The organism is Staphylococcus sp. HMSC065D05, assembly GCF_001813195.1.
GTDB classification, from domain to species: domain Bacteria; phylum Bacillota; class Bacilli; order Staphylococcales; family Staphylococcaceae; genus Staphylococcus; species Staphylococcus epidermidis.
This window is the reverse complement of sequence record NZ_KV811757.1, coordinates 3015-23601: the sequence shown is the minus strand read 5'-3', so window position 1 is coordinate 23601 and position 20587 is coordinate 3015. Positions and strand designations below refer to the sequence as shown.

Here is a 20587-nt window from a genome sequence, read left to right as displayed (position 1 = left end):
ATATAATTCCCACTAATTGGGGTCAGTCCAACATAGTACTCTCAATTGAGAGTGCTTTTTTTATATTAAACAGTTACAATAGATTATAAATACGAAACTTTTTTAGCAAAAATTGTAAGTTGATATTTATTGAAATGGGAGATTGAAACAAGTGACTCAAGAAATAAATTGTAATTTCAAACCACATATTCCCAGAATAATGACAGTTCCTGGTATATTGTTGATACGTGAAAATAAGTTGGAGTTTCAGGCATATAATCAAAACAATAATCCATTCAATATCCAATTCGAACTCTCTAGCATTGTGCGGTATAGAATATCTAAAGGTTTATTAGGAAATAAATTGTTTATTTATTATTCTGATCGAGAGTGGTATAAATTTAGTAACTTATCTAAAAATGACTTAAACAAACTCACAAAATATTTATATTAAAAAATAATAAAGAAAATTAAGAATTTGCAAAATATTGTCCTTTCTACTATAATACCTTAGTATTTATATCGGAAAAAGGTGATAAAATGGTTTGGACAATTATAAGCGGACTAGTCGTTGGCATATTGCTAGGATTTGTAATGCAGAGAACAAGATTTTGTTTAGCTGGTGGATTTAGAGATATGTACGTTCAAAAAAGTAACAAAATGTTTTATGCATTGCTTATTGCTATTACAGTCCAAAGTATTGGTTTACTTATTCTAAAGAACTTAAATATTATTGAGGTTCCAGCAGAAACATTTCCAGTTATAGGAACTATTTTGGGATCCTTCGTTTTTGGAATAGGAATAGTATTAGCTGGAGGATGCGCGACTGGAACTTGGTATAGGGCTGGTGAAGGGTTAATTGGAAGTTGGGTGGCATTAATATTTTATGCATTGACTTCAGCCGTAACTAAAACTGGGGTACTTCTTCCAATAATGAATCAAATAAATAAACCGACACAAGTCAGCACAAGTATGACAAGTACAACTGGTATACCACAATGGATTCTCGTCACGTTATTAACTGTAATTACAATATTTTTAGTTGTAAAAACAATTCGAAAGCCTAAAATAATGGTGCCCCAACTTAAACAAAAATATAGTGGTATTAGACATTATCTATTTGAAAAAAGATATCATCCATTTGTTGCTGGTATTGCAATAGGTTTTATTGCTTTACTTGCTTGGCCTATGAGTGAATCTACTGGGAGAATGGGTGGCTTAGGTATAACAACACCATCTGCAAATCTTGTAAATTATCTTATTTCAGGAGATTTAAAATTTATTGATTGGGGTGTGCTTTTGGTACTAGGTATATTCATAGGTTCTTATATAGCTGCAAAAGGGTCTAAAGAATTTAGATGGAGATTGCCAGATATTAAGACAATTCGCAATAGTGCGCTTGGTGGCATATTTATGGGATTTGGTGCTTCAGTTGCAGGTGGTTGCTCTATCGGTAATGGTTTAGTAGAGACAGCTACAATGAGTTGGCAAGGATGGATTGCTTTAGCCTCTATGATTATTGGTGTTTGGTTTATGAGTTATTTTATTTTTGTAAAACCTATGAAAAAGTTACAACAAGTATCTCAAAGCTAAGATTGGTTATTCAAATGTGACATTAGATAAAGTGAATGAGGAGGTATATCAATGGTATACGAATTAGGAACAGTAGGGATGGTTTGTCCATTTCCTTTAATAGAAGCACAAAAGAAAATGAATGATTTAAATCAAGGGGATGAATTGAAAATCGATTTCGATTGCACCCAGGCTACCGAAGCATTACCTAATTGGGCTGCAGAAAATGGATATCCAGTTACAAACTATGAGCAACTTGATGATGCATCATGGACGATTACTATTCAAAAGGCATAAAAACTTATAGTTATAAGGTTGATAAAAAGATTTTTTAAGGATAGAAAATTAAGCAAATTTAATTATAGATTAAATTGACGAGAAAAAAGTTAAATTAAGTAGCCATTAGCTATATCGTTGAAAGAAAGAGCTAAACTTGAAGACTGTTTTTAATTTAATGAAATTCGTTAGTAGAATTATGATAGCCTGAGACAACAATCATTGTCCCAGGCTTATTTATTATTGTAATGAGATAACTAAATCAAGATAATCTTTTTATTATACTGATTACTAACTTGGTGTAACGAAAGTAATTTGTTTTTAGTACTACGTTTATATATACAATGTAACTTAAAGTGACATACTGTGTAACATGACCTTACCTAATTTTGCTTTTTAAAAAAACACTCATTATGATGTTTTTAAAGGAAGTGGTAAGTATGAATATGAATGATACAATATTTCTATTTTTATGTACTCTATTAGTATGGTTAATGACACCAGGTTTAAGCCTTTTTTATGGGGGACTCGTACAATCAAAAAATGCTTTAAATACTGTAATGCAAAGTATGGTTGCCATTGTCATTGTCACATTTATATGGATAATGATTGGTTTCTCTTTAAGTTTTGATGGAGGTAATCAATGGATAGGTGGTTTGAAATTTTTGGGTCTTCATCATGTTGGTTTTGAAACTTCAAAAACTTTGAGTCCTCATATCCCTCTCTCATTATTTATGTTGTTTCAAATGATGTTTTGTACAATTGCGGTATCTATTTTATCAGGTTCGATAGCCGAGAAAATGAGATTCATTCCTTATCTGATTTTTGTGAGTTTATGGGTTCTATTAATTTATAGCCCTGTTGCCCACTGGGTATGGGGTGGTGGTTGGATTAGTAAAATTGGAGCAATAGATTATGCGGGTGGAACAGTAGTTCATATAACATCAGGTGTATCTGGTTTGGTTCTTGGGATAATGATAGGTATAGGTAAAAAGAAAGAAAAACATACTCCCCATAATCTATTAATTACACTTATAGGTGGTATATTAGTATGGTTAGGATGGTATGGATTTAATGTGGGCAGTGCATTTACATTCGATCACATAGCCATGATATCGTTTGTGAATACAGTTATTGGTGCAAGTGCAGGTGCTTTCGGTTGGTTAATCTTTGAATATATCTTGAAAAAGACTACAAGCTTACTAGGTCTTTTATCTGGAGCACTCTCTGGTCTTGTCGCTATTACACCAGCAGCAGGATACGTCAGCTATATGAGTGCTATGATTATTGCAATAATTGGTGGCATAGGTTGCTATATCGTTATAAATTTAATCAAAGTAAAACTCCAATATAATGATGCACTTGATGCATTTGGTATTCATGGTGTAGGTGGTATCTTAGGAGCTGTGTTTACAGGAGTTTTTCAATCACATCAAATTAATAGTGCGGTGCAGAATGGTTTTATCTATACAGGTGATTTTAAAATAGTAGTCATTCAACTTGGCGCGGCAATTGCGACTGTCGTTTTTAGCGCAATAGTCACATTTTTGATTGCTAGATTTATTAAAATTTTTACTCCTTTAGCTACAACTCAAGAAGAAGATAAAACCGGACTCGATGTTATAGTACACGGTGAGAAAGCATATTTCTATGGAGAGCTAAATAAGTTTAATCGTCATATTAAGTTTTAAAATTATATAAATGACAATCACCTAACACGTCAATTTATTTAATCGTATTCTAAACAATAATTTCAACTATTTAAAGCGTTGGTTCATATGATAAAATAAAAAGAAATGATGGATGACGTGATAGGTGATTTTTTATGAAAAATATATCAGATATAGCAAAACTAGCTGGAGTATCGAAAAGTACTGTTTCACGCTTTTTAAATAATGGATCTGTAAGTCCAGCAACAAAAGAAAAAATAACTAAAATAATAGAAGAAAATAATTATCAACCTAATCAATTTGCACAAAGCTTAAGAGCTCGACGTACCAATTTGATTGGAGCAATTATTCCACGTATGAATTCATACGCTGTTGATGAAACAATTAAGGGCTTGGTACACCAATGTAATAAACATCGATATCAGTTATTATTAAATTACACAGGATTAGAAATAGACGGTGAAATTTCGGCACTAAAAACATTATCACGTAGTAAAGTTGATGGAATCGTGCTAATGGCAACACATATTACTGAAGCGCATATTGAAGTCATTGAGAAAATAGATGTTCCTGTCATTATAGTAGGACAAGAACATGATCAACTATATAGTATATATCACGATGATTATGAAGCTGGATATAAAATTGGAGTACTCATTGGTGAAAAAGGATGTCGAAATGTACATTTCTTTGGTGTAAGTGAAGAAGATATTGCAGTTGGTGTTCAACGTAAGCTGGGAGTTATTCAAGCGTTGAATGACTATCACATAAGTCCGAAAATTTATGAGACAACATTTAAGCATGAACAAGCTTTTAAAGATGTAAGTCAGCAACTTAAAAGAGTACATCATGCTGATGCGATAGTTGGAGCAACTGATACCATTGCTTTTGCAATCCATAAATATTGCTCTGATCGTCAACAAAGGTTTTACAATTGTTCAATATATGGATTTGGTGGAGACCCTATGACTCAAATAGTATCACCTGTCATTCAAACGGTTAGCTATAATTACTTTGAAGCAGGAGAGCAAGCATTAAAAGAAATTAACCAACTATTAAAATGTGAACAAACAGCATTAAAAATAAAAATTCCTATCCATTTGAATTAACATGCACAACAAGCTTGTTTTAGTTAAAATGGAACCGATACCACATATAATGATAATTGCTAATCAAATTGATATAATTATTGTGAAAACATAGTTAAATGAAATAATTAATTATATGTTGACTGGTATCAATTGGATATTAATAGGCCTGAATTTAAACATGTCAAAAAGTGACATTATTAACATATTTGTCTTAATCGATATGTTAGAATAATAGAGTTATTAATATATAAATAGTTTTAGTAGGAGGTAGAACATAGTGGAGTGGACTCGTGAAGAGAGATACCAACGTATTGAGGATGTTGATGAAACATATCTTGAGCAACTGAAACACCAAGTGGATACATCTTTATATAGACAAACATTTCATATCCAACCTGAAATGGGTTTATTGAATGATCCAAACGGACTCATTTATTATAAAGGATACTATTATATTTCACATCAATGGTTTCCGTTAGGTGCTGTGCACGGTTTAAAATATTGGTTTAATTATAAAAGCAAAGATTTATTACATTTTGAGCCTCAAGGAACACTTCTTAAACCTGATACTAAGTATGATAGTCATGGCGTATACAGTGGAAGTGCTTTTGAATATCAAAATCACCTTTATTATATGTATACAGGTAATCACCGTGACCAACATTGGAATAGAATTTCCAGTCAAATGATTGCCAGAATGAACAAAGACGGAAAAATAGAGAAGTTTCCTAAACCTGTGATTTATGGACAACCTGAAGGCTATACAAGTCATTTCAGGGATCCCAAGGTATTTGAAAAAAATAATCAACTGTACGCTATTCTAGGTGCTCAAAATGAAAATGAGATGGGTCGTTTACTTTTATATCGTAGTCAAGATGTTGTTGATTGGCATTTTGAGGGTGAGATTAAAACTAATCTGACACAATTTGGTTATATGTGGGAGTGCCCTGATTATTTTAGACTAGGCAATAAAGATGTCATACTCATGTGTCCACAAGGTGTTGAAGCTGAAGGAGATAAATTTAGAAATATCTATCAATCAGGGTTTATGATAGGAGATTTAAACTTTAATAATCTATTTTTCGATCATGAAAGTTTTCAAGAATTGGATAATGGTTTTGATTTCTATGCGCCACAAACGTTTATTGATGCAGATGGACAACGCATTTTAATAGGATGGATGGGACTTCCAGATACAGAGTATCCTACAGATAAAGAGGGGTGGGCACATTGTCTTACTATTCCTCGAGTACTGACTATTGAAAATGGAAAACTTAAGCAACGACCTTTTAAGCAGTTAGAAGATTTAAGGACAAATAAAGAAACAGCTTTGGGATATGCTAATAAATTCAAACGTAAATTACATCCATATGAGGGTAAACAGTATGAGATGATTATAGATATATTAGAAAATGATGCTTCAGAAATATATTTTGAATTGCGTAGCTCTCGATCTGAATCTACACTAATTACTTATAATAAACACGAAAATAAACTCACTTTAGATCGTACCGATAGTGGGAAACTACCATCAAATGTCGATGGAACAACGCGTTCTACCATTTTAGACTCACCATTAAAACAGTTACAAATTTTTGTAGATACATCTAGTATCGAAATATTTTGTAATGATGGTGAGCGTGTTTTAACCTCACGTATTTTCCCAAATGAGGATGCTACTGGTATAAAAGCTTCGACTGAATCTGGTCAAGTATATTTAAAATTCACTAAATATGAATTAAAAGGGTGATTTATAATGAGACGTCTATTTCCCATTGGTGAGGCATTAATTGATTTCATACCACACGTAACACATTCAAAATTAAAAGATGTTGAACAATTTAGTCGACAAGTTGGAGGCGCACCGTGTAACGTAGCGGCTACAGTAAGTAAATTAGGTGGAAAATCAGAAATGATAACACAGTTAGGAAATGACGCGTTTGGTGATATCATTGTAGAAACAATTGAACAACTTGGCGTAGGTACGCAATATATTAAGCGAACTAATAAAGCAAATACTGCGTTGGCATTTGTCAGCCTTCAAGATGATGGTCAAAGAGATTTCTCATTTTATCGTAAACCTTCTGCAGATATGTTATATCAACCTGAAAATATTGATGAGATTCAAGTATTCCAAGACGATATTTTACATTTTTGTTCTGTAGATTTAATAGAGAGTGACATGAAATATGCCCATGAGAAAATGATTGAAAAATTCGAGTCAGTAGGAGGTACTATTGTTTTTGATCCTAATGTACGCTTACCTTTATGGGAAGATAAACTCGAATGTCAACGTACAATTAATGCGTTCATACCTAAAGCTCATATTGTTAAAATATCTGATGAAGAATTATTATTTATTACTGGTAAGAAGAATGAAGATGAAGCAATTCAATCTTTATTTAGAGGTCAAGTTAATGTAGTGATTTATACGCAAGGAGCACAAGGTGCCACTATTTTTACCAAAGATGATTATCGTATTCATCATGAGGGGTATCAAGTTCAAGCAATTGATACAACTGGTGCTGGTGACGCATTTATAGGTGCTATTATTTATTGCATACTCCAGGCTCGGCATTCTGAATGTAAAGATTTATTTAAGGAAAAGGGAAAGGATATACTAGCGTTTAGTAATCGTGTTGCAGCACTTACAACAACGAAACATGGTGCTATTGAAAGTTTGCCAACAAAAGAAGATATAAAAGACTATTATTGATTAAAAACATAAGAAATAAGTCAAACACCCACCTTTACAACTTCATATCGTAAAGGTGGGTGTTACATTATATTTTTTTAACATTACGTACTGAAGCGAAACAATTTTCGCCATTCTTAAAGTAAACAATACGTTCTTTTGAATCAATAGATTCAATATTATGCCTGTTTATTACAAAACTGTTATGACATCTAAAGAAACGTTCATCAAGCTGTGCTAATTCCTTTAAATTTCCATAAAATTCAATTTGTCGATTATCAAGATGTGCGATGAGTCTATGAGATTTCGTAGATGATTCAAAAAACATAATATCATCATATTGAACGTATACTGAATTACTTCCACGTTTTAACTCAATCGTATCTACATTACTTTCTTTAGATAATAATTTGAGTCGTGTATGTGCTGTTTCAAGACAATCTATGATTCTCATTTTTAATTCAGATGGATCATCCTTAAAAATAAAATCCATAGCAGCCACTTTATAAACAAACGTCAAATAAGTCAGTTCACTGTGACTGGTTACAAATATAATATTACCAACAGGATCATGTTTACGAATTTCACTGGCTAATTTAATACCGTTCATATCAGCTTCTAATTGAATATCAAGGAAGTAACAACCAATGTCATTAAGTTCTTTTGATTGCTCTAAGACCTCATAAGGATCATTTGTTGCTAAAGTTAACTCCATTGGCTTTTCTTCAATCATTATGTAGTTTTTAATGATTGATACCATATGTTCTCTTTGTCTTTGGTCATCTTCACAAACAAAAATTTTCATTTAATTCTACACATCCTTATGATTCCTTATTATTTATTTCTACTTTTTGTACAAAGTAACCATTTTCGATGACAGTATCTAATAAAACATTCTCGTTTGAGTCTGTCAGTTCTTTTAAAGTTGATAAACCTAAACCGCGATTATCGCCTTTGGTAGAAAAACCTTGTTCAAATAACTCATGAATTTTAGGAATATCATCACTACATTTATTCATAACGATAAAAGTGACAGATTCATCATTATCAATGAATGCGATATTGATGAGTGGTTCTTCAAGATTTTCTGAAGCTTCAATAGCATTATCAACTATAATACCGATAATACGACTAAGCTCAACAGTATTCATATCGATACGATCAATTTCATCAGGAACCTCAATACTAATTGGAATACGTTTTTCTTGAGCTTGAATAATTTTAGTAGTAATCAGCCCTTTAATTTCTCTCACTTTCAATTTTTCAATACCATTCATTTTAATAGAGCGAGTTTTTAATTTATCTTTCATTGGGACAATATGTTCATCAAAATATTTACGTAATCCAGGCATATCATCTTCTCTTATGTAATCTGAAAGAGTGGTGAGTATATTCACATAATCATGTCGGAACTTACGCATTTCATTGTTAATGCTTTCTATACGTAACGTGTACTCATAATATGCTTCGATTTCTTGTAGCTTACGTTTATATTTCATTTCACGTAGTGCGAAAGCCGATAACAATAATATAACCAAACTCAAAAATACGATAACAGAAACAAAAATGATGGCATAAAATTTTAAACTATTATTTTCTTGTAAATTAGTTTGTGAAATTATATAGAAGTATATAAAAGCAATAGCTAATACAAAAGAAATAATAAAGTAATATCTTTTGCTTATATATAAATAAATATACCTAAGCTTAATTAATAAGTGTTTAAATAAATGTGCCAAAATTAAAGATAAAATGACATAAATTAATAAATGAAAGATAGTAAATAAATAAATATTATGTATTATATCTTCAGTATATAAAGAGATGACTACTGTAATAAAATTTGTTAAATATGACAACAAAGTGCTCATTAACACTATAACTATAGAATACCATCTGACTTTTGAATAGAAGAAAATTATAATCATTAATACTACAAGTACAAGTGCTTGGCTTGAATAAACATTATATAATATTGCAGAAAGGATTATAATTCCAGTAATGAAAATATAATCCTTTCTTACAAATTTAATATTAGCAATAGTTTTTATAACCCAAACCAAAAGAAATATCTGTATAGCTGCAAATGATAAAAAGTTAAGCTCATCCAATTGAATACACTCTTTCTACTAAATTCTACTCATCTAGTTTAGTTAATTCTTCTGGCACTTGTGGCTCATCGAGATAACTAGCACAAGGGTTGTATTTTGCTGCGTTACCAATTACTGCCATAAAGTTTGAAAATATTTTTAAAAATAAGCCACCTAATAAATTCATATTTGTTAATCCTCCTTAGGAAAAAATATTGGTAAAAGTGTAATAGCCTCTATTACAACACCCGATATTACATTTTTTTTGAATACTTCTTCTAGTGTTAAAGCGATTGTTATGATTACGATAAAACTTAATATGGAGAGTACTTTTTTCTTCTTAAATAAATGTTTAGGTATAGGTTGTTTCTTGGTTGCAGCCGGTGCAAAAGATATTACTAATAAAAAACTAATCATGGCTAAAAAATAAAATATATTTGTACTAAAAGGAAGGTGTAGCACTAGCCAAGGTAAAAATAAAAAATAAAGAATATTTTGTATATGACATTGAAGAGTTGTTTTAGCATGTGCACCATGAGCAAAAATTCTTAATAGAAAGTAACTAATATGAGTTAAAAATGTAAAAATGAGCAAATCAAAAAAATAAGATAGTCCGTATAGAACCACTGTTTTTTCAATATTACCAGCAACTACTTGCATCCCTAAACGAACTTTTAGAAACTGAATGTAATCTAAGTTATTTTTACGTTGTAAATATTGAGCAAATTGCTCAATATTTTTATCGATGATTTTCACTTGTTTACTACTCTCCTCAAGTGTCATTATACAATTTTGCGCAACATATTTTAGAAAACATGCCTAACTGTCAAAAAAACATACCTAAGTGTTTTAATTAAGTACTATTAGTTATTTTATCATATTTAGTTTTACAGTTGAGTACTAAATATTGCTATTTACGAAATTTTAATCTTTAAATGGAAAAATCATGTTTTAATAGACTCATATCACAGAGATGTGATTGAAAGATAGTTGAAAAATTTGCTTAATCTAGTAGAGTGAATGTTAAATTCATTCGTATCCATTACCTTAATTCGAAAGGAGTGAAGTTATAATGGCAGCAGATATCATTTCTACAATCGGTGATTTAGTAAAATGGATTATCGACACAGTTAATAAATTCAAAAAATAATTTTTGAATGAGTCTATTGTAACTTTTGTAACTTTGTTTTCTTCGTATAATTAATACTATTAGTGAGTTGTTGAGCCATCCCAACTTAATAATTTACTAATATAAACTAAGCAAGTGAGAAGCATTTGCTAGTAGCTGTAGTTTCCTTGGACTCAGTGTTACGTATTATTCTTAGCTACCTTAAATAGGTAATTATTTCTAGCATGTAAACTATCGTAAACAACATTCAATTTATCATGTTAAATAGATAAATTCACTAAAATTTTTTCATAATTAATAACATCCCCAAAAAATAGATTGAAAAAATAACTGTAAAAACATTCCCTTAATAATAAGTTATCAAGCCGTGAGTCTCTCCCAAGCTCACGGCTTTAACTATGCTATTTATAAAGATGTGGTTTTAGATTTTTGAAAACTGGAATATATTCTCTTTGTTGATCTACTAAGTCTATGTCGATATGTGTTGTTAGTACACCTTCTTTATCATCTAAATGGCCTAAAATTTCACCATTAGGATTAATGACAATCGAATTTCCAGCATAACTGGTGTGACCATCATCACCACAACTATTACAAGCTACAATAAAAATATCATTTTCGATTGCTCTCGCTTTTAGTAATGATAACCAATGATCTAGTCTTGAGTTAGGCCACTGCGCTACATAAAAAGCAATTTTAGCACCTTTTCTAGCTGGATAGCGTAATATCTCTGGAAATCGTAAGTCATAACAAATGATTTGTGTCACAAGTGTTTGATCAGATAAATAAAAAGGTTCAGGGACTATATGTCCACCACATAAAAAGTCTGGTTCACGTAACATTGGCACGAGATGTATTTTGTCATATTCATTAATCAATTCTCCGTTTTTATTGATTGCAAAAGCAGTATTATATATATGATTTTCTCTTATATTTGAAACTGAACCTGCAATGATATCCACATTAAATGTATGTGCTAAATCTTTTATAAAGAGAGAACTGTCTTTAAGATTTTTATCAGCTTTTTGTTTTAATTCTTCTAAAGCATAACCGTTATTCCACATTTCTGGAAGCACGACGACACTGGTATCTTTATCTAAATATTGCTTAAACTTAGTTTTGATATTTTGCATATTTTTTTCAACATTTCCACGTTCTACATTGAATTGAAGTATTTGGATTTTCAATATATTCACCCGCCTGTCGTTTTAGTTATAAGATACTAAAATTGCCAGTTAAAGGCAAAATTTCATTTAAAATATCTAAAATTTAATCATGTTAATCTATACATACAACTATATTGAACTAACATAAATTTTGAAATTTTGTTAGGCTTAGGGTGAAGCTTTAGCTTACATCTAATTATCAAGTACTAATTAAAATAAAAAATTTCATGAATTCTGTTGTTTACAAATAGTTACTTTTACGTTTCAACTTTATTAATATTAATTTTCAATAATCATATTTAAATGCAAAATGCTTAGTTTTTTTATATACTTGAAATAACAAAAGATTGTAATGGGGAGGTGGTTGAATCTATGAAAAAGTTTAACATTAAACATTCATTTATGCTTACGGGCTTTGCGTTCATGGTAACTACATCATTATTCAGTCACCAAGCACATGCTGAGGGTAGTCATCCTATTGACATTAATTTTTCTAAAGACCAGATTGATAAGAATACAGCTAAGAGCAATACTATCAATGAAGTGAATGACACTAGTCGCACAGGAAATAGTATGAATTCGGATAATGATTTAGACACAGATATCGTTTCAGATAGTGATTCAGATTCAGACATTGACACATATTTAGATAGTGATTCAGATTCAGATGGTGACTCAGATTCAGGTAGTGACTCAGATTCAGGTAGTGACTCAGGTGCAGACAGTGATTCCGATTCAGATAGTGACTCAGATTCAGACAGCGACTCAGATGCAGACAGTGATTCAGATTCAGACAGCGATTCGGACTCAGATAGTGACTCAGGTGCAGACAGTGACTCGGATTCAGATAGTGACTCAGATGCAGACAGTGATTCAGATTCAGACAGTGACTCAGACTCAGATAGTGACTCAGATTCAGACAGTGACTTAGACTCAGATAGTGACTCGGATTCAGGAAGTGACTCAGATTCAGATAGTGATTCAGACTCTGATACAAGTTCAGGTAAGGATTCACATACCGGAAAAAAACCTGGTAATACTAAAGGAAATACAAATAGACCTTCTCAAAGTCATACGAATCAACCCCAAAGGCCTAAATACAATCAAACAAATCAAAACAATATAGACCATAATATTAATCATACACGTACTAATGGAGACGGTGCGCCATATAAACGTCGACAAAATATTATTAATTCTAGCTCAGGTCATAGAAATCAAAATAATATAAATCAATTTATATGGAATAAAAATGGCTTTTTTAAATCTCAAAATAATATCGAACATAGAATGAATAGTAGTGATAATACCAATTCATTAATTAGTAGATTTAGACAATTAGCAACGGGTGCCTATAAGTACAATCCGTTTTTGATTAATCAAGTAAAAAATTTGAATCAATTAGATGGAAAGGTGACAGATAGTGACATTTATAGCTTGTTTAGAAAGCAATCATTTAGAGGAAATGAATATTTAAATTCATTACAAAAAGGGACAAGCTATTTCAGATTTCAATATTTTAATCCACTTAATTCTAGTAAATACTATGAAAATTTAGACGATCAGGTTTTAGCTTTAATTACAGGAGAAATCGGCTCAATGCCAGAACTTAAAAAACCTACAGATAAAGAAGATAAAAATCACAGCGCCTTCAAAAACCATAGTGCAGATGAAATAACAACAAATAATGACGAACACTCCAAAGATTATGATAAGAAAAAGAAAATGCATCGAAGTCTTTTATCATTAAGTATTGCAATAATTGGAATTTTTCTAGGAGTCACTGGACTATATATCTTTAGAAGAAAAGGGTAATAAAATAAGCATCTCGCCATGTATGATAATTGATTTATACATGATGAGATGCTTTTATTTTTAAAATATAAAATGGAATATAAATGTTGCTTGTTCTTGCAATTTTTTAATAGAATCTCCACCTATAACTTGAGCTAATACAACCGAACCATTCATAAGCATGTGTATACCTATTGGCACTGCAATTCGTTTTGTATAAACATAAGCAAGTGAGAAAATGACTCCCATTCCAAAATATACTGGTATAAATTTGAAGTCATTATGTGCTAAAGCGAATATTAGAGAGCTTACTACAGATGCAATGATAAAGCTTACCACACGTGATCCTTTTATAAAGTTATACAATTCTCCGAAGATAACTTTACGAAAAACGTATTCCTCTAAAATGGGACCTACGATGGATATTAAAACGATAAATATCGGCATTTGCTTAGCAATAGCCATTAACCTTTCTGTGTTTGGACTTCTTTGCGGACTTCCATTGATGGCAAATAAAATTATACTGATAATGAATTGGTAAATCATCACAATACAAAATCCTAATAGAACCCAGGCGAGAATATATCTTTTAGGTTCCTTATGTCCTTGTTCTAATTGAGTAGGATTTTTAATGGTTGCTTGCATGAAAATGATTAACAATGCAGCGATGATGAAGATAGATACTTGCATGATAATCATTGTTTGGGCAGTTTGCATTTTAGACATATCTCCAAGTAAATGGCTACCTAAAACCAAACCAGGTAATATTTGAGCTAAACCGTAGAATAGAACGGTTAATAGGGATACCCATAACCTTTTCATAATTTCCCTCCATCTATATATGTATATTATATATTTTATCGTAAATAAAGGATAAGTACAAAATTAATAGTCCTTATTGCTTGATATATTGACCAATTTTGATTAATATTAAAAACAGATTAGCACTCTATATATCAAAGTGCTAAATCACATGTAAATGAAGGAGGAACAATCATGCTTAAACCATTAGGAAATCGTGTGATTATTGAGAAGAAAGAGCAAGAACAAACAACTAAAAGTGGCATCGTTTTAACAGATAGCGCTAAAGAAAAATCAAATGAAGGTGTGATCATTGCAGTTGGACAAGGTCGTTTATTAGACAATGGCACACAAGTTGCTCCTCAAGTCAGTGAAGGTGACACAATCGTCTTCCAACAATACGCAGGTACTGAAGTGAAACGTGGCGACAAAACATATTTAATTTTAAATGAAGAAGATATATTAGCTATTATAGAATAAAGTGCGAATTTTAAATATTAATTAAATGATTTAATAAGTGGAGGTTGTTTAGACTATGGCAAAAGATCTTAAATTCTCTGAAGACGCACGTCAAGCAATGTTACGTGGCGTTGATAAATTAGCAAACGCTGTAAAGGTTACAATTGGACCTAAAGGGCGAAATGTTGTTCTAGATAAGGATTATACAACACCTTTAATTACAAACGACGGTGTAACAATTGCTAAGGAAATAGAGTTAGAAGATCCATATGAGAATATGGGTGCAAAATTAGTGCAGGAAGTTGCGAATAAAACAAATGAAATTGCTGGGGACGGTACTACTACAGCAACAGTATTAGCGCAATCAATGATTCAGGAAGGTCTTAAGAATGTTACAAGTGGTGCAAATCCTGTAGGTTTAAGACAAGGTATTGACAAAGCAGTGCAAGTGGCTATAGAAGCACTTCATGAGATTTCTCAAAAGGTTGAAAATAAGAACGAGATAGCGCAAGTTGGAGCTATTTCAGCAGCAGATGAAGAAATCGGACGCTACATTTCTGAAGCAATGGATAAAGTAGGTAACGATGGCGTTATCACAATTGAAGAATCAAATGGATTTAATACAGAATTAGAAGTAGTTGAAGGAATGCAATTTGATCGCGGTTATCAATCACCATATATGGTAACTGACTCAGATAAAATGATAGCTGAATTAGAACGTCCATATATATTAGTAACGGATAAGAAAATTTCATCATTCCAAGATATTCTTCCATTATTAGAACAAGTTGTGCAGTCTAGTCGACCTATTTTAATTGTTGCGGATGAAGTAGAAGGTGATGCGCTTACTAATATTGTTTTAAACCGTATGCGCGGAACATTTACTGCTGTAGCAGTTAAAGCTCCAGGATTTGGTGATCGACGTAAAGCAATGTTAGAAGACCTAGCAATATTAACTGGTGCTCAAGTCATTACTGATGATTTAGGTTTAGAACTTAAAGATGCATCTCTTGATATGCTAGGTACTGCAAATAAAGTTGAAGTGACTAAAGATCACACAACAGTCGTAGATGGTAATGGTGATGAAAATAATATTGATGCTCGTGTAGGTCAAATTAAAGCGCAAATTGAAGAAACTGATTCAGAGTTTGATAAAGAAAAATTACAGGAACGCTTAGCAAAACTAGCTGGTGGCGTAGCTGTTATCAAAGTAGGGGCTGCAAGTGAAACAGAACTGAAAGAACGTAAACTAAGAATTGAAGACGCATTAAATTCAACACGTGCAGCGGTGGAAGAAGGTATCGTTGCTGGTGGTGGAACTGCGTTAGTCAATATATATCAAAAAGTAAGTGAAATTAAAGCAGAAGGTGATGTTGAAACAGGTGTTAATATTGTTTTACAAGCATTACAAGCACCTGTTAGACAAATTGCTGAAAATGCAGGATTAGAGGGTTCAATTATTGTTGAACGTTTAAAACATGCTGAAGCGGGCGTTGGTTTCAATGCAGCAACAAATGAATGGGTTAATATGTTAGAAGAAGGTATAGTAGATCCAACTAAAGTAACTCGTTCAGCGTTACAACATGCAGCAAGTGTAGCTGCTATGTTCTTAACAACTGAAGCAGTCGTTGCTAGTATTCCAGAGCCAGAAAATAATGAACAACCTGGAATGGGTGGCATGCCAGGTATGATGTAATAAGGCTTTTAAGAGTTGGTTTAAAGGCATTTATAAAATTAAATGGTCATAATTTGGTCATAGAAATTTAAAAAATAAAATGCCGATAGGTTCAGCTGAACTTTTCGGACATTTAAAATAAATCTTTTGAGACGTTTTCCATAAGTTGGCTAAACTTTTGGGAGGCGTCTTTTTTATATGATTCTGTAATCTTTGCGTAGATGTTCATTGTGGTATTGATATTTTTATGGCGTAGTCGTTCTTGAATTTCTTTAATGTGTACACCAGCCTCAATAAGTAATGCACAATGCGTGTGACGGAATGAGTGCGTTGAAATATCTTTATTAATGTTTGTGTGTATCACATAATACTATTAATCCAAGTGGATAATTTTCTAATAACCAAAGGATAACCATTATAATCTGTAAACACAAAATCATTATCAATATATAACGCATCTTTCCATTTGTCTTGTATTTCATATACATCAATGAACTTTATAGTTTGATTATTTTTAGATAATGTTTCAATTTGTTGCTTTAATTTTGTAATAATTTTATTTATAAATTCCATTCTAAAGGAAATACTCATATTTGATAAAAAATCTAAAAATTCATCATCAGTGTAATGTTCAGATTCTTCGATATTAATTGATATGTAATGACTAAATTCACCAGTTTTTAAAGGTATATCATAGGAACTACCAGGGTAAACATAGCCTTCTAAATAAAAATCTTTTTCATAATTTTGTTTTCTAATGGTTAATAATTTTATTATTGACATGGATGAATATATAAATAATTATTGATTTATATTTTCATCAATTAGTAAATATTTCTGTAATTTTTTAGTTGAAGGTGTAAAATGTGATATCTTTCATGATGAATGACCGCAGTTAAAAGGCTCAACAATTTAATGCTGAGCCTTGTTGTTAATCATCTAAATTTTTAGGATTAAAATGTTTATAGATTGTATGTCCTTCTTCACTTATAATGTTGCTAGCAATCTCCTTTAATATTGGATAATAATTATTAGCAAAACCTACAATTATCTGATTAATTATTACCGATGATAACTCTCTATCTGTAGGCAGTGCAGAATTAATTATTTTAACTAAATCTAAATACATAATTTCATTAGAATTTCTATGAGCGATATATTTAAGGAAATTAGCTTGAACCTCCTCAAAAACACTATATTTTAAATCCATTTCTAAAAATATTAAACTAACAGTTTTAGTGTTTAGTTGGCTTTGTCCCATTTCTGATGCTAATTCTTGAATTGATTGATATAAAAGTCTAATATCGTTTTTATCTTCTAACATTTAGCTCACTCCATTTAAAATAACCATGATATTGATTCTTTAATAGTTGTTGATATTATCCCGGCATTTCCCTTACTTAAACCAGCATTTAAAGCTCCTCGATATGCAGCGTCTCCAACAGCTTGAGCTGGTACATCTGACAATTTAAGTAATGGTTTCAATTCTTTCACTATAGGTGAATAAGCTTTATCAAACAAGTTAGCCGCTTTATTGCCACCGACTTTTTTAATTACTTTTCTTGCATCGCTTTTATGATTTATTATAAATTTAATTGCTGTTTTTGCTACTTTTGTTGCTCCGATTCGTTCTTGAGCTTGAGGATTTTGAGGTAAATCGGGATTTCGATTAATTTTAACACCATCAACATTTACATATTGTGGTTGGTTTACTTTTTGAGAACTTTCTTGAACTTCATTCGCATTTGCTAAAGGGGAAACTGAAGAAACTACAATAGCACTTAAAACTAGCGATCCAATACTTTTACTTAAATTCACAGCTTATCTACTCCCGTAATCAAATTTTTAAACCAAGCACTTACAACTTTAGTCTATAGTAATAATTTTAAAATTGGTGTAATTTCTCTAAGTGTCTGTTTCGTATACATAAGTGTCTATATATAACTTTTTACTTTTATTAACTTTGGAATTACTTCTGAGAAAAGTCCTGTGTTGCAGTGAAAAAATAATATATGTAAAAGATAAATGTGACGTGCGTTTCAAAATGTAAAAAAGTTGACTGAACAAAACGTTCTCTGAAGAAATTAAGATTATTTTTATAAATATAGTCATAATAAAGAACATCATACGTAGTATATGATGGCTTAAACGTCGAATTTGAAATTAAAAATAAACATAGTATGAGTAGCGTCATTTAATTATACTATGATTTAAAACTAACTGAGATTCATGAATCCCCAAATGTTGAGTAACTTTCAACATAGGTTAATAGTATCATAATTTAAGAGTAGGTACTAAATTTATATATGGTATTCTTTTAAGAAAAAGGGCATGATGAATGATGACAACTATTATAATTTCTATATGTTCTGTGATATTTTCTATTTGCAGTTTTATTGTAGCATTATTGAATAGATTAGATAATCTCAGACCACAAATTTATGTTATTTTGAATACAAAGAAAGATCAAGAAGGTAAACGTATAAAGGCGGAAAATATAGAAATAAAAAACTTTGGTAAAGTACCTGGTATTATTACTGCTATTAAAATTATTTGTGAAGAAAATATTTATACTAATAATAAACAGTATAAATTTGAATCGATGTTTGAAACTGCAGATAATAATTATATAAGTCTAGAAAAAGTATTAAATCTATTATGTAAAAATCATATTTTAACTCCTAATCAAAGTTTGATATTACCTATAAATCAACCTGCTAAAAGTAAAAACGAAAATTTAGAAAAATTATCTAATTATAACGAAGTGCAGGAATATTCTATAAATACAATTTCAGAAATTGATACAACGCTATCAATAAAAGTATATTATCAAAAATCAAAAAAAGGATTAACTTTTAATCATACTTATAAAGATACTAGTTACTTAATTTGTAAATAACTAATGGTCATAATTTGGTCATAACGGAGTACAAAAATAAAAATAATGGTATTTCCGAAGTGTTAAAACGCTGATTTAATAAGCTTTTATATATGTATTCAAGTATATTTTAGCTATGACATAATGCCAGGTATGATGTAGGTATTTTATTGATTTTAGACTTCAATATAAATATTTAATTTAAATTACTAAAAAGCTTCTCAAAAGTTGAATAGACTTTTGAGAAGCTTTTTTAGGTATGAGTTAAAATTATCGTAATTACAAAAATCGTCAGATATCTCACTATATAGTAAAGTTATAATGTTTAGTCAGTAAAGCTCTGAGAAATCAACGATTTTAATGCAGTTATAAAAGTGTTATCTCAATGTTGAAAGTAATAAAAAGTCTTTAGTATTATTCGGTAATTTTAAATTGTAAAAAATTAAAATACATGATATATTATAAATAAAATAAAGTATTGTGTGTATTTTGTTCGATTATGCTCACACTGTAAATATCAGTATCATAGGCATATGATATCGAATTTTAATTTAAATCAAAAATTTGGGAGGCACATACAACTATGAAAGACATCAAACCTAATAATTCGAAATTAATACAAACATATTTAAGTAAGAAAACTATAAGATATGGCACAGCAAGTGCATTAACATTGGCACTCTATTTATTTAACAGTAACGTAACTGTGTATGCGGATGAAAATACTGCAAATCAAGGAACATCACCAAAAACTTCACAGACAGCACCTACAAATAATAATGAAAATACAGATGCAACAGCCGTAACAACAGATCAAAATAATAATGATGAAGAAGAATACGATGCGTCATATGAACTACCAATTCTTTATGTAACTGTCTGGCTAGATGATCAAGGAAATATTATTAAAGATGCTGTGGAAGATGCTAAAACCCCTGCTTCAGAAAGGCAACCGGTGAAAATTCCTGGGTACCAACATTATAGAACTTCTGTGAGTGACGGAATTACTAAGTTTATTTATCGTAAAATTAGCACTGCACAATCACCTATAGTTGAAAATAATCAACAAAATAATAATACAAATAATGTTGTTGAAGCAACCAATCAAAATAAAGATGAAGTGAATGGAAAAGAACAAAATCAAGCAAATACTTCAGTAACAAATACACAAATTACCAAAAACGAGAAAGACGAAGACACAAAAACACTACAGAAAGATAAAGACGAGAAAGAATCTAAAGACACCAAAACACCAAAGAAAGACAAAGAAAATAAAGACACAAAAACTCCGAAGAAAGATAGAGAGGAGAAA

20 protein-coding genes and 2 pseudogenes are annotated in these 20587 nt (G+C 30.9%); 13 read left to right on the top strand and 9 right to left on the bottom strand.

The window, feature by feature from the left end; all coding sequences use genetic code 11:
- Positions 1-151 precede the first annotated feature (151 nt).
- From HMPREF2897_RS07950 to HMPREF2897_RS07920, 7 genes are all read left to right on the top strand, one after another.
- Complete coding sequence (locus HMPREF2897_RS07950) at positions 152-433, top strand: hypothetical protein (protein WP_002495670.1); 282 nt, start codon at positions 152-154, stop codon at positions 431-433.
- A gap of 86 nt (positions 434-519) precedes the next feature.
- The gene (locus HMPREF2897_RS07945) at positions 520-1572 is read left to right on the top strand and encodes a YeeE/YedE family protein (protein WP_002475007.1); all 1053 of its coding nucleotides are present in this window, start codon (positions 520-522) and stop codon (positions 1570-1572) included.
- Between the two features lie 51 nt (positions 1573-1623).
- A complete protein-coding gene (locus HMPREF2897_RS07940) occupies positions 1624-1848 on the top strand; it encodes a sulfurtransferase TusA family protein (RefSeq protein WP_002447520.1) in 225 nt (74 codons plus the stop codon).
- 419 nt (positions 1849-2267) lie between these two features.
- Positions 2268-3518 carry an ammonium transporter gene (locus HMPREF2897_RS07935; RefSeq protein ID WP_020363478.1) on the top strand — a complete coding sequence of 417 codons (1251 nt, stop codon included), beginning with the start codon at positions 2268-2270 and terminating at the stop codon, positions 3516-3518.
- A 134-nt stretch (positions 3519-3652) separates the two neighbouring features.
- The gene (locus tag HMPREF2897_RS07930) at positions 3653-4606 is read left to right on the top strand and encodes a LacI family DNA-binding transcriptional regulator (RefSeq protein WP_020363477.1); all 954 of its coding nucleotides are present in this window, start codon (positions 3653-3655) and stop codon (positions 4604-4606) included.
- A 259-nt stretch (positions 4607-4865) separates the two neighbouring features.
- Positions 4866-6338: a sucrose-6-phosphate hydrolase gene (locus tag HMPREF2897_RS07925; RefSeq protein WP_002447517.1), complete on the top strand. Its 1473-nt coding sequence runs from the start codon at positions 4866-4868 to the stop codon at positions 6336-6338.
- Between the two features lie 6 nt (positions 6339-6344).
- A complete protein-coding gene (locus HMPREF2897_RS07920) occupies positions 6345-7304 on the top strand; it encodes a carbohydrate kinase family protein (protein ID WP_070592900.1) in 960 nt (319 codons plus the stop codon).
- Between the two features lie 67 nt (positions 7305-7371).
- On the opposite strand, the gene agrA is transcribed toward HMPREF2897_RS07920, so the two are convergent.
- Genes agrA through HMPREF2897_RS07900 form a run of 4 tightly spaced genes read right to left on the bottom strand, consistent with a single transcriptional unit; the run spans position 7372 to position 10129 of the window.
- Positions 7372-8088, bottom strand: a complete 717-nt coding sequence (gene agrA, locus HMPREF2897_RS07915) for a quorum-sensing response regulator AgrA (RefSeq protein ID WP_002447515.1) — start codon at positions 8086-8088, stop codon at positions 7372-7374.
- A gap of 16 nt (positions 8089-8104) precedes the next feature.
- Positions 8105-9394, bottom strand: a complete 1290-nt coding sequence (gene agrC / locus HMPREF2897_RS07910; RefSeq protein WP_020367417.1) for a quorum-sensing sensor histidine kinase AgrC — start codon at positions 9392-9394, stop codon at positions 8105-8107.
- A 25-nt stretch (positions 9395-9419) separates the two neighbouring features.
- On the bottom strand, positions 9420-9560 hold the full coding sequence (agrD, locus tag HMPREF2897_RS07905; protein WP_002490348.1) for a cyclic lactone autoinducer peptide AgrD: 141 nt from the start codon (positions 9558-9560) through the stop codon (positions 9420-9422).
- A 5-nt stretch (positions 9561-9565) separates the two neighbouring features.
- Complete coding sequence (locus HMPREF2897_RS07900; protein WP_020363188.1) at positions 9566-10129, bottom strand: accessory gene regulator AgrB; 564 nt, start codon at positions 10127-10129, stop codon at positions 9566-9568.
- A gap of 316 nt (positions 10130-10445) precedes the next feature.
- Here HMPREF2897_RS07900 and hld point away from each other — a divergent pair, with 316 nt between their 5' ends.
- Entirely contained in the window at positions 10446-10523 is a 78-nt protein-coding gene (gene hld / locus HMPREF2897_RS12370; protein ID WP_002494082.1) for a delta-hemolysin, read from the top strand.
- Positions 10524-10903: 380 nt separating this feature from the next.
- Here hld and HMPREF2897_RS07895 read toward each other — a convergent pair whose 3' ends face one another.
- On the bottom strand, positions 10904-11689 hold the full coding sequence (locus HMPREF2897_RS07895) for a carbon-nitrogen family hydrolase (protein ID WP_070592898.1): 786 nt from the start codon (positions 11687-11689) through the stop codon (positions 10904-10906).
- Positions 11690-12040: 351 nt separating this feature from the next.
- On the opposite strand from HMPREF2897_RS07895, the gene sdrH reads away from it, so the two are divergent.
- A complete protein-coding gene (gene sdrH / locus HMPREF2897_RS07890; RefSeq protein ID WP_070592896.1) occupies positions 12041-13483 on the top strand; it encodes an MSCRAMM-like protein SdrH in 1443 nt (480 codons plus the stop codon).
- A 60-nt stretch (positions 13484-13543) separates the two neighbouring features.
- On the opposite strand, the gene mroQ is transcribed toward sdrH, so the two are convergent.
- Positions 13544-14284, bottom strand: a complete 741-nt coding sequence (gene mroQ / locus HMPREF2897_RS07885; RefSeq protein ID WP_002447509.1) for an intramembrane glutamic endopeptidase MroQ — start codon at positions 14282-14284, stop codon at positions 13544-13546.
- Between the two features lie 174 nt (positions 14285-14458).
- On the opposite strand from mroQ, the gene groES reads away from it, so the two are divergent.
- A complete protein-coding gene (gene groES, locus HMPREF2897_RS07880) occupies positions 14459-14743 on the top strand; it encodes a co-chaperone GroES (RefSeq protein WP_001830378.1) in 285 nt (94 codons plus the stop codon).
- Positions 14744-14798: 55 nt separating this feature from the next.
- Positions 14799-16418, top strand: coding sequence for a chaperonin GroEL (gene groL, locus HMPREF2897_RS07875; RefSeq protein WP_002447508.1), 1620 nt, complete (start codon positions 14799-14801; stop codon positions 16416-16418).
- A gap of 112 nt (positions 16419-16530) precedes the next feature.
- On the opposite strand, the pseudogene HMPREF2897_RS07870 reads toward groL, so the two are convergent.
- From HMPREF2897_RS07870 to HMPREF2897_RS07855, 3 genes and pseudogenes are all read right to left on the bottom strand, one after another.
- Positions 16531-16871: pseudogene (locus HMPREF2897_RS07870) on the bottom strand (tyrosine-type recombinase/integrase); the annotation flags it as partial.
- A 457-nt stretch (positions 16872-17328) separates the two neighbouring features.
- Complete coding sequence (locus HMPREF2897_RS07860; protein WP_002447505.1) at positions 17329-17721, bottom strand: hypothetical protein; 393 nt, start codon at positions 17719-17721, stop codon at positions 17329-17331.
- Positions 17722-17735: 14 nt separating this feature from the next.
- Entirely contained in the window at positions 17736-18215 is a 480-nt protein-coding gene (locus tag HMPREF2897_RS07855) for a hypothetical protein (RefSeq protein WP_002447504.1), read from the bottom strand.
- A gap of 520 nt (positions 18216-18735) precedes the next feature.
- Between HMPREF2897_RS07855 and HMPREF2897_RS07850 the strand changes: the two genes are divergently transcribed.
- Both HMPREF2897_RS07850 and HMPREF2897_RS07845 read left to right on the top strand, forming a co-directional pair.
- On the top strand, positions 18736-19296 hold the full coding sequence (locus tag HMPREF2897_RS07850; RefSeq protein ID WP_070592894.1) for a hypothetical protein: 561 nt from the start codon (positions 18736-18738) through the stop codon (positions 19294-19296).
- Positions 19297-19858: 562 nt separating this feature from the next.
- Positions 19859-20587: pseudogene (locus HMPREF2897_RS07845) on the top strand (cell surface protein); the annotation flags it as partial.